The following is a 22697-nucleotide window of genomic DNA, read 5'->3' as shown; positions in this document are numbered from 1 at the left end:
CATCTCCCTATGCGCTCTGCGGGTGCTCGCGCACGCGGGAAACGAGTTGCGTCGGGCTGACGAAACGCATGGCGATCAGCAGCCATATCAGCGTGATGACCATGTACACCATCGCCATCGCATCGATCGATTGCGGTGCGCGCACGCCGGCGGCAAACACCGAGTAGTACAGCGCCACGACCAGCGTCTGGGTATCCGGTCCGGCCGTCATGAACGTCAACTCGAACATGGCAATGGTACGCACCAGTACCAGCAGCGATGCGGCGAGTATGCCGGGCGCCAGCAACGGCACCAGTACATGGCGGAATACCTTCCGGGTCGGCGCACCGAAAACGCGTGCCGCCGATTCCAGGTTCGGGTCGATCTGCTCGATGAACGGCGTCATGACCAGGATCACGAACGGCAGCGCGGGCAGCAGGTTGGCCAGCACCACGCCAAACAGCGTACCGGCAAGGTGCAATTGATACATCAGCGTGGCCAGCGGAATGCCATAGGTAATCGGCGGCACCATCAGCGGCAGCAGGAACAGCATGGTCAACAGGCGCTTGCCGCGGAAGTCCCGGCGCGCCAGGGCATACGCCGCTGGCACGCCGATGAGCAGGGACAGCAGCACCACGGCCAGCACCACTTCCACCGTGACGAGCAAGACGTCGCCGAGCTGGAATTCGGTCCATGCTGCCGCGTACCATTCAAAGGTAAAGCCGTCTGGCAGCCAGGTGCCAAACCAGCGGCGGGCGACCGAGTTGGTGGCCACCGAGGCAATCATCAAGCCGACATTGAGCAAAAAGAACGTCATGAAGCCAACAACCAGCCCGCTCCAAAGACGGCTCCACCAGTTAATGTGCGCCTTGGGCGCGACTGCGCCAGCGACCTGCACCAGCGCATCCGGAGATATCGATTTCATCATCATTAACCCTTTCCACCTGTGACTGGACCGCGATAGACCATGCTGCGCAGACCCAGGACACCGGCAACAACAGCCAGTTGCACCATGCCCATGATCATGGCGATCGTCGAGGCCATCGGATAATCGTAGTTTTCAAAGGCAGCCTCATAGGCGGCGATCGAAATGACGCGTGTTGGTCCCGCCGGCGAGCCAAGCAAGACGGCCGACGGAAAGACGGAGAACGCCTGCACGAATGACAGACAGAACGCCATCGCCAGTCCCGGTATCAGCAGCGGCAGCACGATGTGCTGGAACTGTTTGTAGGGACTCGCTCCCAGCGTGGCGGCGGCGCGCGTCAGGCCGGGATCAATCCCCGTGATATACGACAGGATCAGCAAGAAGGCGAACGGAAAACCGGAAATGATCAGCGAAATGAGCACGCCCCAGTAATTGTGCGTCAGGCGTATGCCGCCTTCGAACAGATGGAACAGTTGCAACACCTGCGTGAACCAGCCTTTCGGGCCAAAGTATGTCAGCATGCCTTCGGCGATCAGCACCGTGCCCAGCGTGATCGGGATCACCAGGATGGTGGTCGCGATCTTCTGGTAACGCGACTTGTGGCGCAAGCGATACGCGATCGGCAAGGCGATGCCCACATTGATGATCGTCGCCGGCAAGGCCAGCTTGAGCGTGGTGCCGATCGTCTGGATCAAGTTCTCGGTGCTGAAGAACTTGACGTAATTCGACCATGCGCCCCCTTCCAGTGGCTCGAACGACAACAGCAAGCCGTGCAGGAAGGGATACACGAAGACGGCCAGCATGAAGAGCACGGCCGGCGCCACCATCCACATCACCGGGTCGAGCCAGCGCGAGCCGGCAGCTTGTGCGCGGCTGTGCATCATGCCACCTGCTCGGATGGATAAGCGAGGACGCGCTCAGGCGGCACCGATACCGTCATATTGTCGCCTGGCTGCGCGGTCCCTTCCGTGCGCACGAACAGGCGCGTACTGTCTTGCGTGCGCAGCATGAACAGCGATTCGCGGCCATAATATTCGACGGCCTCGACACGCGCGGTGATGCTGTTGGCCGCCTGCTGGCCGGGCGCGCAGATGGAAAACTCTTCCGGCCGGATCGATACGGCGGCGCGTGCACCGATGCCATGTTGCGGCACACCGTGCAGCTCGATGCCGGGGCCGGTCAGGTGAATGCTGCCGCTGCTCTTGTGCGCCACATCGAGCAGCAGCTCATTGCGATAGCCCATGAAGCGCGCCACCGACAGATTGGCCGGCTGGGCATACACCTCTTGCGGCGTGCCCACTTGCTGCACCAGGCCATCTTTCATGACGACGATACGGTCGGCCAGCGACAAGGCTTCATCCTGGTCATGCGTCACGTAAATGGTCGTGCGTCCCAGTTCGCCATGAATGCGGCGGATTTCAGAGCGCATTTCAAGGCGCAGCTTGGCATCGAGGTTCGACAGCGGCTCATCCATCAAGATCAGCGGCGGCTCGATGACGATGGCGCGCGCAATGGCGACGCGCTGCTGCTGGCCGCCCGACAGCTGCCCAGGCAGCTTGCCGGCGTGCATGCCCAGTTGCACCAGGTCAAGCGCCCGCTTGACACGCACCTCGATTTCGCTCGCCGACACGTTGCGCATCAGCAAGCCAAAGCCCACATTCTTGGCCACCGTCATGTGCGGGAACAAGGCATAGTTCTGGAATACCATGCCGAAGCCCCGCTGCTCGGGCGGCAGCGTATCGATACGCAACTGATCGAGATAAATCGCACCGCTCGACAGGGCCAGCAGCCCGGACAGGCAGTTCAGCGCGGTCGATTTTCCGCAGCCCGACGGTCCCAGCAGCGCGATGAATTCGCCACGGGCGATATTCATCGTCAGGCCGCCCAGCGCTGGCAACGGCGCGGCACCGGAAGCGCTCGGCGGGCCACCGAAATTACGCGTGACACGCTCTAAGCGCAGTGTTTTGAAGTCATGTTTCATATTGACAATTCCCGGTTAAATACGTGACATGCTCACTTGGACTTCTGGCTGCCGATCTGTTGATCCCAGAGCTGGAACGCTTTCACCATATCCTGCGCATCAAGCGGCTGCGCGTGGGGATTGTTGGCGATCAATGCATCATATTCAGGACGGCCAAACTCCTTGATCACCTCCTGGCTGGACTTCGGCGCCATGCTCAGGGGAACGTTCTTGATCGCCGGGCCAGGGTAGAAATAACCCTTGTCGTAGGTCATCGCCTGCTGCTCCGGCTTGAGCAAGTAGTTCATCACGTCGAGCACGATTTTCGACTTCTCCGCCGTCAGACCCTTGGGCATCATCATGTAGTGGGTATCGTTGATCCAGGTCATGTTCTTGAATGCGCCGACCTTGAAATTTTTTGGCACCACGCCCAGCGCCCGTGGATTGATATCCCAGCCCGTGACGGTGACCGTCATGTCGCGCGAGCCCTCGCCCAGCTCCTTCATCACCGCGCCGGTACCGCCCGGATAGTATTCGATGCAGGTATTGAGTTCTTTCAGGAAAGCCCAGGTCTTGGCCCAGCCGTTGACCGGGTCTTTCGGGTCTTTGTCGCCCAGCAAATACGGCAGGCCCATCAGGAAGGTGCGGCCAGGACCGGAGTTCGATGGGCGCGCGTAGATCAGGCGGTTGGGATTGGCCTTGCAATAGGCGAGCAATTCCTGCGGCGACGTCGGCGCCTGTTTGACCTTGTCGGGATTGTATTCAAGCAAGGGACCGGCTGGCATGAAGGCAACGGCCAAGGCCTGATCCTGCGCCAGTTCCTGCATCTTGTTCACTTGCGGCAGGTAATTAGCCGCCAGATTCGGGAACTTGCCTGCATTGTCGGGCAATAACTTGACCCACAGCTTTTGCTCGATACCTGCAGCAAGAACGTCGGTGCCGCCCAGGACCAGATCGATATCGCTGCGATTGGCCGCCTGCATCGCCTTGAGCTTGCTCGGCAACTCCGGCGCCGGCGCCTTGGTGAAGGTGAACTTGACGTTCGGATTTTTCACCTTGTACGATTCGATCGCTTCCTGCAACAAAGCCAGGCTGCCTGCCACATCCACTACATTGATCGTCACGGGCGCCTGGGCCAGCGCCGGCACACTGAGCGTGGCACTGAAGGCCCCAGCGATGCTGCCGGCAATCATCCGCACCATGGCGCGCTTGTTTACATTCGAAGTATGTTTTGTCATTCTCGTCTCCAGTTTTTATGTGTATTGAACGTTCCAGGAATGGGTGCAACCAGCGTCTCAACGACGCCTTCAGCCTTACTGCTTACTTAGAGCCTGCCTCTGTAGAAAATACGCCGCCTTCTGTCAGCCCGACGTGTGCTCTCCTGCCGACGCCGTCAGCCTGACTGCTTACTTAAATTCAAGTGCTACAGGCGATACGCCGCCTTGGCGAGCCGATAGCTCAGGTCGTATGCCAGTTCGAATGCCTCGTCTTCGCGCAAACGGTGTTCCGCCACCAGCCGCGCCAGAAAACCGCAATCGATACGGCGCGCCACGTCATGCCGCGCCGGAATGGACAGGAAGGCGCGGGTGTCGTCATTGAAGCCGACGGTATTGGCAAAGCCGGCTGTCTCGGTGGTCTGTTCGCGGAAGCGGCGCATGCCTTCAGGCGCATCGTGGAACCACCAGGCAGGGCCCAGCTTGAGCGATGGATACACGCCGGCCAGCGGCGCCAGTTCTCGCGCGTAACTGGTTTCATCGAGTGTGAACAGGATGATGGAAAGTTTGGGATTGAGGCCATGCTTGTCGAGCAAGGGCTTCAAGGCATCGACGTAGCTGGTACGGGTGGGAATATCGAAGCCCTTGTCGCGGCCAAAGGACGCCAGCATGTCGGCGCTATGGTTGCGCCATGCGCCCGGATGGATTTGCATCACCAGCCCGTCGTCCAGGCTCATGCCGGCCATTTCGGTCAGCATCTGGGCGCGGAATGTCTCGGCGTCCAGGGTGCAGGCATTGCCCGCCAGCACCTTCGCGTACAAAACCTCGCATTCGGCCAGGCTGAGGTCCGCAGTACGGGCGCTGGGATGACCGTGATCGGTCGAGGTGGCGCCCAGGTTCTTGAAATACGCGCGCCGGCTGCGGTGGGCCCGCAGGTATCCGGCCCAGGTCCCGGTATCTTCCCCCGTTATTTCGCCCAGTTCCGCGACGTTGCGCACAAACCCGTCAAATGCCGGGTCGACGACGGGATCCGGCCGGTAAGCGGTAATGACGCGTGGCTTGCCATTGACGCTTTGCCAGGGATCGGCTGCCAGCGCCCGGTGATGGCTGAGCGCATCTAGCGGCGACTCAGTGGTTGCGATGACCTCGATATTGAATCGTTCAAACAGCGCCCGCGGACGGAATTCGGGCTTTTTCAGGCAGGCATCGATGTGATCGTACAAGGCATCGGCATTGGATGGCGTCAGCGCCCGCTCGATGCCGAACACTTCTTCAAACACATGATCGAGCCACAGGCGCGAAGGCGTACCGCGGAACAGCGGCCAATTTTTTGCCAGCACGCGCCAGATTTTTCGCGGATCGGCCTCTACATGTCCATTGTCGCGGCGGCGCACTCCCAGGTCTTCGAGCCGCACACCCTGGCTGAACAGCATGCGAAATACATAATGATCAGGCTGGATCAACAAGGCTGACGGGTTGCTGAACGCGGCGTTCGTTGCAAACCAGGCCGGATCGGTATGGCCGTGCGGACTGATGATCGGCAGCGCCTTGACGCTGTGATACAGCTGCCGCGTGATGGCGCGCGTCGCGGGATCGGCAGGAAACAGGCGGTCTGGGTGGAGCAGTGGCATGGGGTTCCGTTCTCTATCGTAGTGACATTTACGTTGAAAAACACACATTTCTATATGCAATGCGCAATACAGCCAGATCAAATTCAAGCGCTTTGCGCTGGATCCCTACCGGGATAGGCAATCAATTGAAGATCAGTTCCCATCCTGCCCAGGCGCTGTCCCGTTACACTTGCCAATCACTCTCATTACCCGCAGCGCGACTGGCGCCCTTGACACCCCAGCCGCGCGAGAATTCCCGCATGACCCGCTCGAGGTGGGCACGCATGGCGCGGCGCGCGCCAGCCGCGTCGCGCGCCGCGATCGCCTCGACGATACGGCGATGGTCGACCAGCGTCTGCTGGCGCAATTCTGCGGTGTGGAAGTGCTCTTCCATCTTGCTCCACAGGTGACCACGCTCATCCCACAGATTGGTCAGCACCAGTACCAGGGCGCTATTGCCGGTGGCCTTGGCGATGGCCATGTGAAAAGCACGGTCGGCCGCATCGCTCTTGACCTGGTCCTCGCCATGGCGCTCCATATCTGCAACGGTCTGCATGATGGCGTCCACGGCCGAGTCAGTTGCCAGCTTGGCAGCCATGGCCGCGACCTCCCCTTCAATCAAACGCCTGGCCGACAGCACTTCGAAAGGACCGCAGCCCGCGCCATTGATGTCGGCTGGCGCACTATTTCGGTCGTTGACATAAATGCCCGACCCACCACGCACTTCAATGACGCCGGTCAACTCGAGGGCGATGAGCGCTTCGCGCACGGAGGCGCGGCTCACATCGAGCCGCGCCGACAAGTCGCGCTCGGAAGGCAGGCGTGTTCCGGGCAAAATCTTTTCATCTTGAATCATCTGCTGAATCTGCCCGGCAACCACGCGATACAAGCGCGCATCAGCTGGTACGGCAAAGTCAACGGAGACAGGTGTCGGTTTACTCATTTTTTCTCTCTTCACTAGAAATGAATGGAACGCCATTTTATATGCAGCGACACCTTCCATTGCATTTCCCCATTCTTCGACTGCAACATCGTGACCGCCAGCGGATCACGTTCAACGTACCGGCCATCACATCGCAAATTTTGTCAGCTAAATTTTCAACCGGTCAGGCCATTCTATTTTGGTCCGACCAAAAATGCAACAAGGTCTAGCCAAAATAAATGATTAATGCCATACTGGCCTGACCAATTAGAGACAACTTTCTCCACCCACCCAATGAGGACGCCGTGAAAATCACCGATGCCAAAGTCATCATCTGCTCTCCAGGCCGCAATTTCGTCACCCTGAAAATTTATACCGATGAGGGCTTGACCGGCATCGGCGATGCCACTTTGAATGGCCGCGAACTGGCCGTTGCCTCCTACCTGACCGACCATGTGATCCCTTGCCTGATCGGGCGCGATGCCCATCAGATCGAAGACATCTGGCAATACCTGTACCGTGGTGCCTACTGGCGGCGTGGCCCCGTGACGATGAGCGCCATTGCCGCCGTCGATACGGCGCTGTGGGATATCAAGGCCAAGGCGGCGAATATGCCGCTGTACCAATTGCTGGGTGGAAGAAGTCGCAATGGCGTGATGGTGTACGGCCATGCCAATGGCGGCGATATCGAGGAAACCGTGGACGAAGTGCTGCGTTACGCATCGATGGGCTACAAAGCGATCCGCGCGCAGGCTGGCGTGCCTGGCTTGAAAAAAGTCTATGGCGTGTCGAAGGACAGCATGTTCTACGAGCCGGCCGATGGGTCGCTGCCATCCGAACACGACTGGTCCACCGAACGCTACCTGGATCACGCACCGAAACTATTCGACCGCTTGCGCGACAAATTGGGCTGGGAACACCACCTGCTGCACGACGTCCACCACCGGCTCACCCCGATCGAGGCGGCGCGCCTGGGCAAATCGATGGAACCGTACCGTTTGTTCTGGATGGAAGACCCGACGCCGGCCGAGAACCAGGATGCCTTCCGCCTGATCCGCGAGCATACCGTGACGCCGATTGCGGTCGGCGAAGTGTTCAATACCATCTGGGATTGCAAGGAACTGATCGAGAAGCAATATATCGATTACATTCGCGCCACGGTCGTCCATGCAGGCGGCATCACGCACCTGCGCCGCATCGCCGATCTGGCGGCGATGTACCAGGTGCGCACCGGCTGCCATGGCGCCACCGACCTGTCGCCCGTTTGCATGGGCGCAGCGCTGCACTTCGATACCTGGGTGCCCAATTTCGGCATCCAGGAATACATGCGCCACACAGAAGAGACCGACGCCGTCTTCCCGCATGACTATCGCTTCGAGGATGGCTTCCTGCACGTGGGCGACACGCCCGGCCATGGCGTCGATATCGACGAAGCCCTGGCCGCCAAGTATCCGTATCAGCGCGCCTACCTGCCAGTGAACCGCCTGGCCCATGACGGCACGCTCTGCAACTGGTAAGGCGCTGCCGGGCAAGCTTGGGGGGGCAGGACGGCCGCACCTTGCCCCTCACCATCCGCACTCCAATGGAGCGAAATGCATGAAGATGATAGACACTCTGAAGAACATTTTCCCTCGCGACGAGGACATTCCGCCGCAACACCGGCTTCCCGGGCAACTCCATCAGCGCGCCATGCTCGTCAACGGCGTGCTTGAAACCTGGGCCGGAGATATCCGCACGGTACTTTCGCCGCTGCATGTTGTAGACACGGATGGCGTCGTGCGCCGCGTCGAGGTCGGCAGCTATCCGGTCGCCGGCGTCGCAGAAGCGCAGCGCTCGCTGGATGCGGCCATTGAGGCCTATGACAATGGGCGCGGTCCATGGCCGACCATGTCAGTCGGGGACCGCATCGACTGCGTGCTCAACTTTACCAATCAAATTGTTGCCAAACGACAGGAAATCGTCAAGCTGATCATGTGGGAAATCGGCAAAAGCGCAGTCGACTCGGAAAAGGAATTTGACCGCACAATCGACTACATCAAAGCGACGATCGATGCCTTGAAAGAACTCGACAATGGCAACTCGCGCTTTCAAAGCGTGGACGGCACCATTGCCCAGATCCGCCGCTCGCCCCTCGGCGTCGTACTTTGCATGGGGCCTTACAACTATCCGCTCAATGAAACCTTCACGACGCTGATTCCCGCACTCCTCATGGGCAACGCCGTCGTGTTCAAGCCGCCAAAATTTGGGACGCTGCTATTTTCCCCCATGCTGGAACCCTTCCGCAGCGCCTTCCCCCGCGGCGTCATCAACACGGTGTATGGACGCGGCGCCGAAGTGGCGCCACATTTAATGCGTACAGGAAACATCAATGTGCTGGCCCTGATTGGCTCCAGCAGGGTGGCAGACCAGCTCAAGAAGCAACACCCGAAGTCCAACCGCCTGCGGGCCGTCCTGGGGCTGGACGCAAAAAATGCCGCTATCATCCTGCCCGATGCCGACATCAACCTGGCCGTCAAGGAATGCATCGCCGGCGCCCTGTCCTTCAATGGGCAACGCTGTACGGCGATCAAGATGATCCTGGTGCACCAATCGATTGCCGATGATTTTTTGCGCCATTTTTGCGAAGAAATCGGCAAACTCAAGATTGGCATGCCGTGGGACAATGGGGTCACCCTCACACCACTTCCCGATGCTGAAAAGATCCACTACCTGAGCGCATGCATTGACGATGCAACAGCGCAAGGAGCAAGCGTCATCAACGAAGACGGCGGCGCGACATACGGGACGCTGTTTTACCCTGCCGTGGTGTTCCCCGTCAAGCCAGGCATGAAGCTGTACCGGGAAGAACAATTCGGCCCGGTAGTGCCAGTTGCGCCATTTACGGAAATTGAAACGGCGCTGGACTATGTCATGAGCTCCGATCATGGGCAGCAGGTCAGCATCTTCGGCACCGATCCTGCGCAGATCGGCTCGCTTGTAGATTCGCTGGTCAATCAGGTATGCCGCGTGAACCTGAATTGCCAATGCCAGCGCGGCCCCGATGTATTTCCCTTTACCGGACGTAAAGATTCCGCAGAAGGAACACTATCCGTGGCCGATGCCCTGCGCGCCTTCTCCATTCGTTCGATGATTGCGGCCAAGCAGAGCGAAACGAGCAAAAAACTATTGACCTCGATCGTACTCGACCATCAATCAAACTTCATCAATACCCGCTTCATTCTATAACTGACGGATCGCGCCATGCAGCATGCCTGCATGGACAGATGAATCAGACACGCAAGAAAAATAGCCCACCAGAAAGTGTAATGCCATTCAGTTGAGGTCTCTTTTCAGTAAGCGCCACGGTGTGGCGCTGAGGTAAAGCCTTTACGGCCCGGTCGAATTTTCGGTCGAGCCGTTCTTCTTTTAGCAGAGATAGCTGTCAATCGCGTGGCTGAGCGTGCAGCGCCTCTCCGTGATGAATTCCGCGGCAAGGCGCTCGACCTCGGAGACCATCAGGCTCGCGCGGTCTCGCCCTAGCCTGAATGTTTCACAAGTTGCCACTACGGCCTCGGTCTGCCGACATCGGACTGCATCGGCTGCAATTGGGACGTCGCGGGCGATGTCGTCCCTACCCAATTGAACGGGGCTCAAATGAAGCGGCATGCGGGTTGATTGTTGGCGGCGGGTTGGTCAGTTCTCGGCAGGCCGGACGTGACTTGCTTAGGACGAGTTGATGGTCTTGGCGTGCGTCGGCAGATACATTCGCTCGGTCAATGTCTGCAGCAAATCTTTGACAGCGCACGCGCTTGGCAGATGGAGGACGATTTTGTTCTTGTACTGCCTGACCTGCACGGCGATTTTGAACAGTTTCGAGATGACCGTCGATGGCTGCGCGCCCGACAGTGCGGTATGCTGCAGCGCCTGCGTACGCAGTTGCTGGTGCAAAACATAGGCCGCTGCATGCAGCAACAAGCGCATGCAATTGGCGAGGAAGCTAGTGCACGGGGTGCGATCGGCCGCCAGATCATTCTTGAGATGCTTGATGTAGTTTTCGGCCTGACCACGCGCGCAATAAATGTCTTCGTACAGCGTGCCGGCATCGACTCCAATTAGCGAGGTCACGCTGAACCGCGTGTTCTCGCCGAGCGCCATGACCTCGGCCTTCAACAGCACGCGCCAAGCCCTCGGCCATGAGCGCGCCTTTAAGTAAATTCATCGAACAGGCGCACCGCGCTCGGCACCACGTCCTGCGTTTGCGCCGCTACCCAAAGATCGCAGGCGCGAAGCTTTGTTGGCTCAGCCATCGCGTGCAGCTTGACGTTGCAGGAGAAACCGAAGATGAAGTCGGTGTTCGGCATGCTGTCGATCAGGCCCATCAATTCAGGTCCGCTGAAATGACCGTCGCCCCGAACGCGAATGTGGGTGGCGGGGAAATGGCGGCGAATCAGTTTTAGAACGCGCCGCATGATCATCGCATTCTCCTCGCCAAATGGTCGCTTGCCGGGCCGTAGCACGGCCGCTATCAAGGCGCCGGATTGGCCATCGAAAATCATCAGCGGCAGGTAACACGTCGAACCATAGTGGTGGTGGTAGAACGCCAGTGGCTGCTGGCCGTAGCACGCATCACTCGGAGTGATCCAGGTCGAGAATTAAGCTTTTTGGCGCACTGGCAAAGCTGGCAATGAACTGCTCGACGAGGGCCTCGCTGACACGATAGATGTCTTGGCGTCTCACGGCATGTTCGAAGCGTGAGATCGTCGCCCCCGATGCCAGTGCAGCGTCATCGTCGAGCGGCAAACGGGCCACGCCAAGCTTGAACATCGGGTCATGGCGCAGGCTGTTCGAATCGTTCCCGTCCTCGTAGCCGCAGCCAATTTGGTAGATTCGCTGCGTCAAAATATCGTGATACGAATGGTTCACGTAACTCTGATGACGGCGGTCAGGCAAGGCTGCAGCGATGCGTGCCGTCAGGCCAATCTGGAGGTCGATACCGCGCAGTAGAATCGGGCCGAGATCGGACGACAAGCCGCCACCGGCGAAATCTGCGCGGACGCTATGGGCGGGAATGGATGCAAAACGGAGCTGCTCTGGGGTAGAATTCATACCGGGCAAGGTGTGTTCGTGTAGATGAATGTGTTTTAGGGATAACTCACATTTTATCAATCACTTACGGCACTCTTGCCCTTTTTTATGCAAAATTCAGGCTAGAAGCTGTGCTTGATGCCAGTGATGATGCCTGCCTGGTTCTTGCCGGCGCCGACGGAACCGCCAGCGCTCAACGCCAGTGCCGCCGTGCCGTCATTGCTGATGCGGCCCACCGCCAGGTACACGGCGCTGCGCTTGGACAGGTTGTAGATCCCGCGCAACAGCACCTGGCCGCTGTCATTGTTGCTGTTGCGGTAATCCAGCTTGGCCAGTTGAGCGTCCACCGTCAGCAGCGGCGTCATATTGTAGGCCGCACTGATGTAGTACAGATTGCTGCGTGGCGTGGCCGAACCTTCGTTCTTGCGCGTGATCACGCCGCCTCCCACCCGCCAGTCGTCCGACTTGACAAAGGCGGCGGCGTGGAAGCGGCTGTCCGTCTTGTCGCTGCTGTTCAAGCCGCCGGAGGCGCTGGGACCACCGTAGATGCGGTCATACGCGCTCATCAGCGCAAAACCCTGGCCGTCGTATCGAAGCAGCGCCGACCACTCGCGGCATTGCATGGCATCGGTGGCACTTTCGCCGCCGCAATTCGTGCCGGCCGGGCCGCCGGCCGACGAGGTGTCGCGCCCCAGGCTATATGTACCGCCCACGGTCACGCCGCTGAAAGCGCCCTTATAGGCGATGGAATTGTCGCTGCGGCCATTCGGAATGAAAGAATCGAGCGAGCCGAGGCCGTATTGCGACGGGCCGATGATGTCGACGTCATAGGTCGAGGTGGTCAGCATATTGTAGTTGCGGCCCACGGTGACGGTGCCCCAGTTACCGGACAGGCCGACATTCGCCTGACGGCCAAAAAGGCGGTTACCCTGGCCCAGCACGCCCGTGTCCGGCGCGAAGCCATTTTCCAGCACGAAGACGGCTCTCAGGCCGCCGCCCAGGTCTTCCACGCCGCGAAAACCCAGGCGGGAAGGAAACATGCCGCCACCCAGGCTGGGCATGCGGGTGACACTGTTACCGGCCGCGTCGGCATTGCTGTAATACTCCACGGCCGCATCGATGATGCCATACGTGGTGATGCTGCTTTGCGCGTGGGCGACACACGGGGCGAGGATGGCAGCGGCGAGGGCAACGGCGAGGGTGCTCGGGATGATTTTTTTGTTCATTGTGTCTCCTGTTTTTGGTTTTGATCAGACGTGTTGAGATAGCGCCACCTCTTGCGAGGCGGCGCTGAGGCTACAGCGATACAGCTTATTTGGCGGCGGGCTTGTCCCAGTTCGTCGCGCCGGCCGTGGACGTCGATGCCACCGAATACAGCGCGCCGGGGGCATTGCGGGTTTGCTGGAAATCCGCCAGCGACTGGCCGCGCATGGCAGCGTAGATGTGCAGGTTTGACACACCCACGGCGGCGCCCAGCTTTTCCAGCAGGAAAAAGATCACCCCGTACTGGATCATGCCGCGCCAGTTGCGCGTGCTGATCAGCTCGCGCTCTTCAGTCGTCAGCTGCGCAGCATCGTAGGTGGCCTCGGGGCTGGCCAGGAAGCGTGCGCGAAAACCCGGATCGATCAATTGATGCAGATACTTGTTGACGCGGTAGGCACGCACGCTGGTCTCCAGCGTGAATGGATAGGTTCCCGGCAGTTCCTCCACGCCATGCGTCTGGTGGGCGATATGCGCACGGTGCTGTTCGATGGCGCGCGCCGTCAGCGCCGCATCCACGGTGGCGACATTTTCATACAGAGCCACGGCAATGCCCGTCATCGACGGCAGGTAATACTCGCGGTGCAGGCAATGTAACTTGGCCGACATGGCACCACGCATGGCCATCCACATCACCACTTCGGCGCTTTCCCAGCCGCCCAGGCGGGCAAAGTCGGCGTGCGTCATATTCAGCAAGGTTTCCGGATCGTTCTCAAACAGGTCGAGGAATTGATGGTCCCACGGCGTGTTGTTGAAACCGGCACGCTCGCCGTGCACCTGGTGCGACAGGCCACCGGTGGCTACCAGCACAACGTTCAAGTCTTCCGGATAGCTTTCGATGGCCCGGCGCAAGCCCTGCCCCAGCTTGTAGCAGCGGCGCGCCGACGGCACGGGGAACTGCAGCACCCCCATCTGCAACGGCACGATGCTGCCCGGCCAGGCACCGTTCGCGCGCGGCCAAAGGATGGACAGCGGCGAGAAGCAGCCGTGGTCGAGCGCCTTGTCCTGGAAGAAGGACATGTCGAACTCGTCGGCCATCAGCGAGGCGCCGATGTGCCGCGCCAGGCCCGCATGGCCAGCAACCGGCGGCAGGTCGCGCGCGCCACCGCCTTCATCGGCCGCCGGATAACTCTCCCCTATGCCCAGTGCAAAGGCTGAATAATGGTCGAAGAAGAAGGACGTGACGTGGTCGTTGTAGATGACCAGCAGGACGTCGGGCTTTTTCTCCGCCAGCCATTGCTGTACCGGCTCGAAGGCCTTGAAGATGGGCGCCCAGACGGCGTCCTGCTGCTTGGCGGCGTCGAGTGCAAAGCCGATGGTGGGGGTGTGCGAACAGGCGATGGCGCCGATGATGTTAGCCATGTCGATTCCTAAGCTGCCACGGCGCGCGGGCCGGATTTATTAAAGATGATGAAGAGTGCGGCGATGCTTGCCGGCACGGCCAGGATGGCGATCACGGAACTGAAACCCCAGCCCATCGATAGCAACAGGCCACCGGCAAACGAACCGAGGATGCTGCCGAAACGGCCCACGCCCAGCATCCAGCTGACGCCCGTGGCCCGCACAGCGGTCGGGTAGCACGATGGTGCAAAGGCGTTCAAGCCAGTTTGCGCGCCGCTCATGCAAAAACCGGCCAGCAGCACGAAACCGGCAAAGCTCGACGACGTCACGCTGCCCGAGGCCAGGAACAGGATGAAGACCGCGCCGGCAATATACGCGGCGGCGATGACGCGGTTAGGCGCCATGCGATCCATCAAATAGCCGACGATCAGTGCGCCCACCGTACCACCAAGCTGGAACAGCGCGGTGATGTTGGCGGCGCGTTCGATCGGCAGGCCGGCGTCCTTGATCAGGGTCGGCAGCCAGCCGCTCAGCAGGTAGATCACCAGCAAGCCCATGAAATACGTGCCCCACAACGACAGGGTGATCGAGCGATAAGCAGGCGACAACAGTACCTTGCCCGGTTGCGAGCCTGTCACTTGCGGTTCGCTGATGGTAAACGCTACGCCATCGGGCACCGCGCCGCCCACCACGCGGCGCAGGGTACGGCCGATGCGCTCGGCAGGAAACTTGCGCACCACCAGGAAACGCACGGATTCCGGCACCAGCAGCATGTAGAACGGCAGGCAAGCCAGCGGAATGACCCCGCCGACGATCAATACCGTGCGCCAGCCATGCTCTGGCAACAGGGCGGCCGCACCGAAACCGACCAGCGCCGAGCCCAGGTTAAAACCGGTAAACATGAAGGCGATCAGCGCGCTGCGCGAACGTTCCGGCACATATTCCGACAACAAGGTGGTGGTGTTCGGCATGGCCGCTCCCAGGCCCAGGCCGGTCAGGAAGCGCAGCACCGACAGCGTGACCACATCAGGCGAGAAAGCGCTGAGGATGCTGAACAGGCCGAACCAGGCGACGGACACCATCAGCAGCTTCTTGCGTCCGTATTTGTCCGACATGGGGCCAACGAGCAAGGCGCCCACTGCCAGACCGATCGGTGCGGCACTCATCACCACGCCGAAGGCGGCACGCGAAATGCCCCACTCCCTGATGATGTCCGGCGCCAGGAAGCCCATGATCGCGACATCCATGCCATCGGTGGCGACAATCAGGAAACACAAGGCCAGCAAAAGCCACTGATAGCGGCTCATCTTCCTGTTATTGATGTGTGCTCTGACATCGAGCGTTTGTCCTATATTCATTAAGTCTCCTGTCTGGATCTATGTTTTATGTAAAGAAATGTAAAGACAGATGGCAGTGCCACCGCTCTCGCAGTGTACGTTTTGACAGGAATGGATGTATTGCTTTTGCTTGCCGTACCGTTTCAATTTGCTTATCGGTCTGCAATGGTACGCAGAGATTCGTGACGCGCCTTATTGGCGCCAGCGGGCGCTGACCGTCTCGATTTCCGCCAGCAGTGCGTGGGCACCGGGTGACAGTAGGGCACCCTTGCGCGTGGTCACGCCGATGCCCCGCTCCATGCCCGACATCTCGAACGGCAGCACCACCAGCTGGCCTGTCTGTACCTCGTGATGCAACTGGTGCGCGGACAGCACGGTAAGCATGTCGCTGGCCACCAGCAAGCCGCGCAGCAGCGCCAGGTCGCCCGTTTCGACGGCAGGTACAGGCGCCTGCGCGCCCTGCCCCGCATAGAATTGCAGCAGCGATTCGCGCAAGGGCGTGCCAGCGCGCGACAACACCCACGGGTAACCGGCCAGGTCCCGCAAACCGAGCTTCTTGCGCGAGGCCAGCGGATGGCCGCTGCGCGCCACCAGCGCCGCCTTGTCTTCAAACAGTGAACGCGAGACAAAGGCATCGCCCGCGCCGGCCCGCTGCGCACCGACGATGAAGTCGACTCGCCCGCTCAACAGGCTGGCCGTGAGTTCCTCATAGGGGCTTTCCAGCGAACGGATGTGCAGTTGCGGATGGCGTTCCAGCACGGCGGCAATGGCCATCGGCAGCAACTGCGAACGCGCCAGCGGCAGCGCGCCGATGCTGACCACGCCCAGCACCACGCCGGTCAGCGCGGCGATGTCTTCCGGGATATACCGCAGTTCGGCCAGCACCCGCTCAAACGATTCCGTCCAGCGCCGGCCCGCGTCGGTGGGCATCATGCCGTGCGCCGTGCGCAGGAACAAGGGCTGGCCCAGCATATCTTCCAGCCGCGCGATGGCCTGGCTCACGGCCGACTGCGACACACCCATGGCGCGCGCCACGCTAGGCATGTGATGCACTTCGGCCAGCAACGCCGCCGCCTGCAGGCGGCGTTCATTGAGCAGCGCCTCGAGGCCACCCACCTTGCTGCCACCACGGTCGCGCAGACGCACCGCGTCCTCACGCACCAGACGCAGTTCCGCTTCGATGCGCTCGGCACGCGCACGCACCACCTCGCCGGCGGCCGTCAGCAGCATGCCGCGTCCCTTGCGCTCGAATAGGGGTACGTCCAGGCTGGCTTCCAGTGCGGCGACGGAACGGGCCACCGCCGACGATGCCCGAAATAAGCTCTCCGACGAGCGCCGGATGCCGCCCGTGGCGGCGACGACGTTGAAGGCGTGCAAGTGGCGCAGGCTGACCAGTAACATGAGGACTCCAGAGCGGTGAAATGTTGGGACGAAAGTCGTTCCGATAAGCAGATTAGAACAAATCAAAGCCCACAATGCAACCACACAAAGGGCACCGGGGCCGATACTGGCTGCATCGCCACTGCCTGCTTGCCTGTCCTTATGAACCAACAACCTGACTCCGATCTGCGCGCCATTCCCTGCATGCTGATGCGCGGCGGCACTTCGCGTGGGCCGTTCTTCCTGGAATCGGACCTGCCGACCGACACCGCCGAACGCGACCGCGTGCTGCTGGCGGCGCTGGGCTCGCCGGATCCGCGCCAAATCGACGGCTTGGGCGGCGCCCATCCGCTGACCAGCAAGGTCGGCATCGTGCGCCGCAGCAGCACACCCGGCGTCGACCTGGACTTCCTGTTCGCCCAACTGCAGCCGAGCAACGACACGGTCGACGTCACGCCCAACTGCGGCAATATGCTGGCCGCCGTGCTGCCCTTCGCCCTGGAACGGGGCTTGCTGCCCATCGCCGATGGCATCACCACGGCGCGCATCCTGACGCTGAACACGCAGATGCAATGCGACGCCAGCATGCCAACGCCGGGCGGCAAGCTGCAATACGGTGGCGACGCCCGCATCGACGGCGTGCCCGGCACGGCGGCCCCGATCAGCATCAATTTCCTCGATACGGCCGGCTCCGTCTGCCCTGCCCTGCTGCCCAGCGGCAAGGCACTGGACCGCATCGCCATCGGCGGATCAGCACCGTGCGAGGTGGAGGCCACGCTGATCGACAACGGCATGCCGATGGTGCTGGTGCGCGCTGGCGATTTTGGCATCTCCGGCTACGAAAGCGTGGCAGAACTGAACGCTGATACGGCGCTGCGCGCCTGCGTCGAAGCGCTGCGCCTGGCCGCCGGCCCGCTGATGGGCCTGGGCGATGTGACGACAAAAAACTATCCGAAGATGTGCCTGATCGCCGCGCCGCGCGCGGGCGGCAGCCTGACCACGCGCTGTTTCATCCCGCACGTCTGCCACGAATCGATCGGCGTGCTGGCGGCCGTCACCGTCGCCACCGCCTGCGTGCTGCCAGGCTCCATCGCGCAAGGCATAGCCAAGACGCCGGGCGGCACCAGTCAGACCCTGTCCATCGAACACCCGACCGGCGAATTCAGCGTGGAGCTGGCGCTCGATCCGAACCATCCCGGGCTGGTCGCACGCGCCGCGCTGCTGCGCACTGCCCGTCCCATCATGCGGGGAGAAGTCCTCATCCCCGCGTCCCTCTGAAAAGGAATACCGCATGCGAGCACCCCTGATTATCGATTGCCATGGCCACTACACGACGGCGCCGCCCGCGCTGGAAGCGTGGCGCAAGCGCCAGGTGGCCAACCTGGCCACGCCGGCACTGGGCCCGAAAGTGTCGGAACTGCGCATCAGCGACGACGAGCTGCGCGAATCGATCGAACTGAACCAGCTACGCCTGATGAAGGAGCGCGGTTCGGACCTGACCATCTTCTCGCCGCGCGCCAGCTTCATGGCCCACCATATCGGCGACTTCAACACCAGCGCCACCTGGGCCGCCATCTGCAACGAGCTGTGCGCGCGCGTGGCCGAGCTCTTCCCGGACAACTTCATCGGCGCGGCGATGCTGCCGCAATCGCCCGGCGTCGATCCCGCCAGCTGCATCCCGGAACTCGAGAAATGTGTCAAGCAATTCGGCATGGTGGGCATCAACCTCAATCCCGACCCCTCGGGCGGCCATTGGACCTCGCCCCCGCTGTTTGACAAATCCTGGTATCCGATCTATGAAAAGATGGTGGAATACGGCATTCCCGCCATGATCCACGTCAGCACCAGCTGCAACGACTGCTTCCATACGACGGGCGCCCACTACCTGAACGCCGACACCACCGCCTTCATGCAGTGCCTGACCAGCGATCTGTTCAAGGATTTCCCGGACCTGAAATTGCTGATCCCGCACGGCGGCGGCGCCGTACCCTACCACTGGGGCCGCTTCCGCGGACTGGCGCAGGAGATGAAGAAACCCCTTTTGAGCGAGCACCTGCTGAACAATATCTTCTTCGACACCTGCGTCTACCACCAGCCGGGCATCGACTTGTTGACCAAGGTCATACCCGTGAAAAACGTGCTGTTTGCGTCCGAAATGATCGGTGCGGTGCGCGGCATCGATCCGGAAACAGGTCATTACTACGACGACACCAAGCGCTATATCGAGGCGGCAAATCTCACCGATGCCGAGCGCTACAGCATCTTTGAAGGCAATGCGCGCGCCGTGTTTCCGCGCCTGGACAACATCTTGAAAGGAAAAGGATTATGAGCACACCATTGATGAATCAACTGGGCGTCGTCAAGCGCAACATCGTGCGCGCCGAACAGCAGCATGTGGCACACCTTGGCCAGTTCGGCAGCGCCACCGTGCACGAGGCCATGGGCAGAGTGGGCCTGCTGAAGCCGTATATGCGCCCCATCTATCCGGGCGCGCTGGTGGCCGGGACTGCCGTGACGGTGTTGCTGCATCCGGGCGACAACTGGATGATGCACGTGGCAGCCGAACAGATCGAGCCGGGCGACATCGTCGTCGCCGCCATCACTGCCGACTGCATGGATGGCTATTTCGGTGACTTGCTGGCCACCAGCTTCATGGCACGCGGTGCCAAGGCGCTGATCATCGACGCCGGCGTGCGCGACGTGCGCATCCTCAAGGAGATGGGCTTTCCCGTCTGGAGCAAGGGTGTCAGCGCCAAAGGCACGATCAAGGCGACCCTCGGCTCCGTCAACATCCCCGTGCTGTGCGCAGGCGCCTTGGTAAACGCGGGCGACGCCATCATCGCCGACGACGATGGCGTGGTAGTCGTGCCGGCGGCCGACGTGGCGCGCGTAGCTGCCATCGCCCAGCAGCGCGAAGATTTGGAAGAAGAAAAACGCGCCAGGCTGGCGTCCGGCGTGCTGGGCCTCGATATGTACAATATGCGCGGCCCGCTGCAGCAAGCCGGCCTCACTTATATCGACTGAGACAGGTATTCCCGCCTTGCGGCCGTGGCTTGGGCACTTCCCGTTGATCACTACCCTCGACGGCCTCAAGTCACCCTCGCGGCGCACGCGCGTGAAGGCTGGCATGCCTCATGTGAATTTCCATGACCCGCACTGGCCAGCAACTGCGTTTCCGCCACAATGCTGCTGCCGCGATTGTCGTTGCCGGCGATCAGCGCCACGCTACCGCCTTGCACCAGCTTTCTCGCCAATTGCATGTGCTTGTTGCTGCATGCAGCGGCCTATGTCTTGCACCAGCAACTGCGGACCCAGGCACTGCAGCATCCAGCGCTGTCGCAGGCGCAGCCATCGACCGTCATCTCCAAGTTGTTCAAAATCGCGGTCCAAGTTCGCCAGTGCAAAAACAAGATCGTTCTGCATCTGCCCAGCGCCTGCCCGGTCATCGCAATCGATGCGGCCGCCCAGGTTGTTGACGTTCTCCGCATTGGGCAGCACCACATCGCGCCCGGCAATGGTGCCGCTGTTGGTCAGGTCGCCCGTGATGTTGATATCGACATCCTTGCCGGCCAACAAGGCGCCCGTGCCATCGATGTCATCGATGTCATCGGCGCGCAGGCGCACATACACTTGCGGCACGAGGACCTTTTGCCATGCCCAAAAGAACCGCCTCTTTCCGCATATCAAGCAGGACAGTCAGTCGAGCCCTATCCGCATTTGAGAAAACACTGCTTGCTGCGCACAAGGCGGATCAACAGGCCAAAGCTGAGATCGTGTCTGAATGGCAGACCTGACACCGGCCCCCTGGGTACCGTCCGCCACCGGCGTGCAAAGATAGCTGCAACCGGGCGCGGCAAATTCCGGCGTAATGCGACAATGGCCACAGCACAGTGCATGTGCCCTATTTGGCAAGTCAACCTGGGAGCGAATATGAAGATGCTATTGATGGCAGTGTTGGTATTCGGTGCGCCGCTGGCCCAAGCGCAAACAGTGGAACTATTCTTTGCGGGGCCGAATGGCGTGGAACAGGCCGCTGGCACGGTCAGCATCACGCAAACTCCCTACGGCGCCCTGCTCACGCCCGACCTGAAAGGTTTGCCCGCCGGCACGCACGGCTTCCACCTGCATGAAAAGCCGTCGTGCGACGCCAGCGTCACCGACGGCAAGCCGACGCCTGCGGGTGCCGCCGGCGGCCACTGGGATCCCGCAAAAACGGCGGCGCACAAGGGGCCATACGACAAATCCGGCCACAAGGGCGACTTGCCCGCGCTCTACGTCGGCGCCGATGGCACGGCCACCTACCCGGTGCTGGCGCCGCGCCTGAAAGCCGATGAATTCAAGGGCCATGCCCTGATGGTGCACGCGGGCAGCGACAATCACAGCGACCATCCGGAAAAACTCGGTGGCGGCGGTGCGCGCATGGCTTGCGGCGTGGTGAAGTAAGCGTGATGAATTAGTACGGGCCATCGCGGCACCCGTGCCGATGCCGTTCGCATAGTAGACTGGGCACCTTGACCACCTTCGCTGAAAGAACACAATGAACGCCGATGCAAGGAAAATCCCGGCCACGATGGATGCCGAAACGCTGGAATTCATCCAGGGCCTGTTCGCCCTGGTGCGCGAAGGCGATACGCAGCAACTGGTGTCCATGGTCGCCCAAGGTGTACCGGTCAACTTCCGCAACGAAAAAGGCGACAGCCTGATCATGCTGGCCAGCTACCACGGCCACCTGGAAACCTCGCGCCTGCTGCTCGAAGCGGGCGCCGACGCCAACGTGCCCAACGAGCAGGGGCAAACGCCGCTGGCTGGCGTGGCGTATAAAGGCTACCTGGACATCGCCGAACTGCTGCTCAAACACGGCGCCAGGGCGGACGGCGCCAGCCCGGACGGCAAGACGCCATTGATGATGGCAGCCATGTTCAACCGCCTGGCCATCCTTGATCTGCTGCTACAACACGGCGCCAGTATCGATGCGGTGGACAGCCGCGGCATGAGCGCCGTATCGCTGGCCAAGACCATGAATGCGCAAGACACCCTGGCCCACCTGGTCAGCCTGGGGCAAACGGCATAATTGGCGGCGACAGCAGTGTTACTGCGGTGACTGGCATGAAATCGGGATAGGGGCGGCCAGTAACTGGCCGGTCCCCTCCCACACCACCCCGCATGCGGGTCCGCACCGGGCGGTTGAAACGGTTGAGGTCGACATGTGCTGTGGTCTAATTTGCCCGGACACCTCAATAGGTGGAAAATCCATCTTCTGAGGAGTGAAGCATGACAACAAAAAAACGTAGAGTATTCGATACCAGCCTGAAGCTGGAAGTGGTACGCATGGTCCAGGAACAAGGTCAAAGCGTCCAAAATGTCAGCGAGACCATGAGCATCGGCCAGACCGCGATCCGGCGCTGGTTGATGCAGTACAGTGCCGAGCAGAACGGCCAGCCAGGCATCGGCAAGCCGCTCACGGCCGAGCAGCAGAGAATCCGGCAATTGGAGCTGGAAAATCTGCAACTTCGGCAGGACGTCACCATCTTAAAAAAGGCATCGGCCTTCTTTGCCCGCGAAATGAAATGATTTATACGGTCATTCGACAGCTGCAAAAGGAGGCCATTCCGGTGCAACAAAGCTGCGAGGTTTTGGCCGTGAGTCGATCTGGCTTTTACGAGGCGCAACACCGCTCTGCCAAACCGGCGGTATGCAAGGCGAGC

At 60.8% G+C, this 22697-nt stretch carries 18 protein-coding genes and 2 pseudogenes; 9 read left to right on the top strand and 11 right to left on the bottom strand.

What is annotated here, in order from left to right; genetic code table 11:
* Nucleotides 1-7: 7 nt before the first annotated feature.
* The 6 genes from ACQ4W6_RS16285 to ACQ4W6_RS16260 form a co-directional block, all read right to left on the bottom strand.
* Nucleotides 8-796, bottom strand: a complete 789-nt coding sequence (locus tag ACQ4W6_RS16285; protein WP_436568334.1) for an ABC transporter permease — start codon at nucleotides 794-796, stop codon at nucleotides 8-10.
* 113 nt (nucleotides 797-909) lie between these two features.
* Nucleotides 910-1788, bottom strand: coding sequence for an ABC transporter permease (locus ACQ4W6_RS16280; RefSeq protein WP_436568209.1), 879 nt, complete (start codon nucleotides 1786-1788; stop codon nucleotides 910-912).
* The gene (locus ACQ4W6_RS16275; protein ID WP_436568208.1) at nucleotides 1785-2885 is read right to left on the bottom strand and encodes an ABC transporter ATP-binding protein; all 1101 of its coding nucleotides are present in this window, start codon (nucleotides 2883-2885) and stop codon (nucleotides 1785-1787) included. The genes ACQ4W6_RS16280 and ACQ4W6_RS16275 overlap by 4 nt, the downstream gene beginning before the upstream one ends.
* A 32-nt stretch (nucleotides 2886-2917) precedes the next feature.
* A complete protein-coding gene (locus tag ACQ4W6_RS16270; RefSeq protein WP_436568333.1) occupies nucleotides 2918-4057 on the bottom strand; it encodes an extracellular solute-binding protein in 1140 nt (379 codons plus the stop codon).
* Between the two features lie 230 nt (nucleotides 4058-4287).
* Nucleotides 4288-5709, bottom strand: a complete 1422-nt coding sequence (gene uxaC / locus ACQ4W6_RS16265) for a glucuronate isomerase (protein WP_436568207.1) — start codon at nucleotides 5707-5709, stop codon at nucleotides 4288-4290.
* Between the two features lie 163 nt (nucleotides 5710-5872).
* Nucleotides 5873-6631 (bottom strand): FadR/GntR family transcriptional regulator, encoded by a 759-nt coding sequence (locus ACQ4W6_RS16260; RefSeq protein ID WP_436568206.1) that lies wholly within the window; start codon nucleotides 6629-6631, stop codon nucleotides 5873-5875.
* Nucleotides 6632-6915: 284 nt separating this feature from the next.
* Between ACQ4W6_RS16260 and manD the strand changes: the two genes are divergently transcribed.
* Together manD and ACQ4W6_RS16250 are read left to right on the top strand one after the other, a co-directional pair.
* Entirely contained in the window at nucleotides 6916-8127 is a 1212-nt protein-coding gene (gene manD / locus ACQ4W6_RS16255) for a D-mannonate dehydratase ManD (RefSeq protein ID WP_436568205.1), read from the top strand.
* A gap of 79 nt (nucleotides 8128-8206) precedes the next feature.
* Nucleotides 8207-9835 (top strand): NADP-dependent glyceraldehyde-3-phosphate dehydrogenase, encoded by a 1629-nt coding sequence (locus ACQ4W6_RS16250; RefSeq protein WP_436568204.1) that lies wholly within the window; start codon nucleotides 8207-8209, stop codon nucleotides 9833-9835.
* Between the two features lie 477 nt (nucleotides 9836-10312).
* Here ACQ4W6_RS16250 and ACQ4W6_RS16245 read toward each other — a convergent pair.
* From ACQ4W6_RS16245 to ACQ4W6_RS16225, 5 genes and pseudogenes are all read right to left on the bottom strand, one after another.
* Nucleotides 10313-11695 (bottom strand): annotated as a pseudogene (locus ACQ4W6_RS16245) (IS1380 family transposase).
* Between the two features lie 101 nt (nucleotides 11696-11796).
* Nucleotides 11797-12900, bottom strand: a complete 1104-nt coding sequence (locus ACQ4W6_RS16240) for a porin (protein WP_436568203.1) — start codon at nucleotides 12898-12900, stop codon at nucleotides 11797-11799.
* Nucleotides 12901-12985: 85 nt separating this feature from the next.
* On the bottom strand, nucleotides 12986-14296 hold the full coding sequence (locus ACQ4W6_RS16235) for a gallate dioxygenase (RefSeq protein ID WP_436568202.1): 1311 nt from the start codon (nucleotides 14294-14296) through the stop codon (nucleotides 12986-12988).
* 8 nt (nucleotides 14297-14304) lie between these two features.
* Nucleotides 14305-15633, bottom strand: a complete 1329-nt coding sequence (locus ACQ4W6_RS16230) for an MFS transporter (protein ID WP_436568201.1) — start codon at nucleotides 15631-15633, stop codon at nucleotides 14305-14307.
* A 171-nt stretch (nucleotides 15634-15804) separates the two neighbouring features.
* The gene (locus ACQ4W6_RS16225) at nucleotides 15805-17013 is read right to left on the bottom strand and encodes a LysR family transcriptional regulator (RefSeq protein ID WP_436568200.1); all 1209 of its coding nucleotides are present in this window, start codon (nucleotides 17011-17013) and stop codon (nucleotides 15805-15807) included.
* Between the two features lie 141 nt (nucleotides 17014-17154).
* Between ACQ4W6_RS16225 and ACQ4W6_RS16220 the strand changes: the two genes are divergently transcribed.
* The 7 genes and pseudogenes from ACQ4W6_RS16220 to ACQ4W6_RS16190 all read left to right on the top strand — a co-directional run bounded on the left by ACQ4W6_RS16220 (nucleotide 17155) and on the right by ACQ4W6_RS16190 (nucleotide 22563).
* Nucleotides 17155-18270, top strand: coding sequence for a 4-oxalomesaconate tautomerase (locus ACQ4W6_RS16220; protein WP_436568199.1), 1116 nt, complete (start codon nucleotides 17155-17157; stop codon nucleotides 18268-18270).
* A gap of 25 nt (nucleotides 18271-18295) precedes the next feature.
* The gene (locus ACQ4W6_RS16215) at nucleotides 18296-19321 is read left to right on the top strand and encodes an amidohydrolase family protein (RefSeq protein ID WP_436568332.1); all 1026 of its coding nucleotides are present in this window, start codon (nucleotides 18296-18298) and stop codon (nucleotides 19319-19321) included.
* Between the two features lie 11 nt (nucleotides 19322-19332).
* Entirely contained in the window at nucleotides 19333-20016 is a 684-nt protein-coding gene (gene ligK, locus ACQ4W6_RS16210; RefSeq protein ID WP_436568331.1) for a 4-carboxy-4-hydroxy-2-oxoadipate aldolase/oxaloacetate decarboxylase, read from the top strand.
* 213 nt (nucleotides 20017-20229) lie between these two features.
* Nucleotides 20230-20436 (top strand): annotated as a pseudogene (locus ACQ4W6_RS16205) (transposase); the annotation flags it as partial.
* Nucleotides 20437-20922: 486 nt separating this feature from the next.
* Complete coding sequence (gene sodC / locus ACQ4W6_RS16200; protein WP_436568330.1) at nucleotides 20923-21435, top strand: superoxide dismutase [Cu-Zn] SodC; 513 nt, start codon at nucleotides 20923-20925, stop codon at nucleotides 21433-21435.
* Nucleotides 21436-21529: 94 nt separating this feature from the next.
* Nucleotides 21530-22063 carry an ankyrin repeat domain-containing protein gene (locus ACQ4W6_RS16195; RefSeq protein WP_436568198.1) on the top strand — a complete coding sequence of 178 codons (534 nt, stop codon included), beginning with the start codon at nucleotides 21530-21532 and terminating at the stop codon, nucleotides 22061-22063.
* A gap of 200 nt (nucleotides 22064-22263) precedes the next feature.
* On the top strand, nucleotides 22264-22563 hold the full coding sequence (locus tag ACQ4W6_RS16190; RefSeq protein ID WP_436568197.1) for a transposase: 300 nt from the start codon (nucleotides 22264-22266) through the stop codon (nucleotides 22561-22563).
* The last annotated feature ends 134 nt before the right edge of the window (nucleotides 22564-22697 follow it).

This window comes from Janthinobacterium woesei, assembly GCF_051380875.1.
Lineage (GTDB): Bacteria > Pseudomonadota > Gammaproteobacteria > Burkholderiales > Burkholderiaceae_D > Janthinobacterium.
This window is presented reverse-complemented; position numbering and strand designations above follow the sequence as displayed.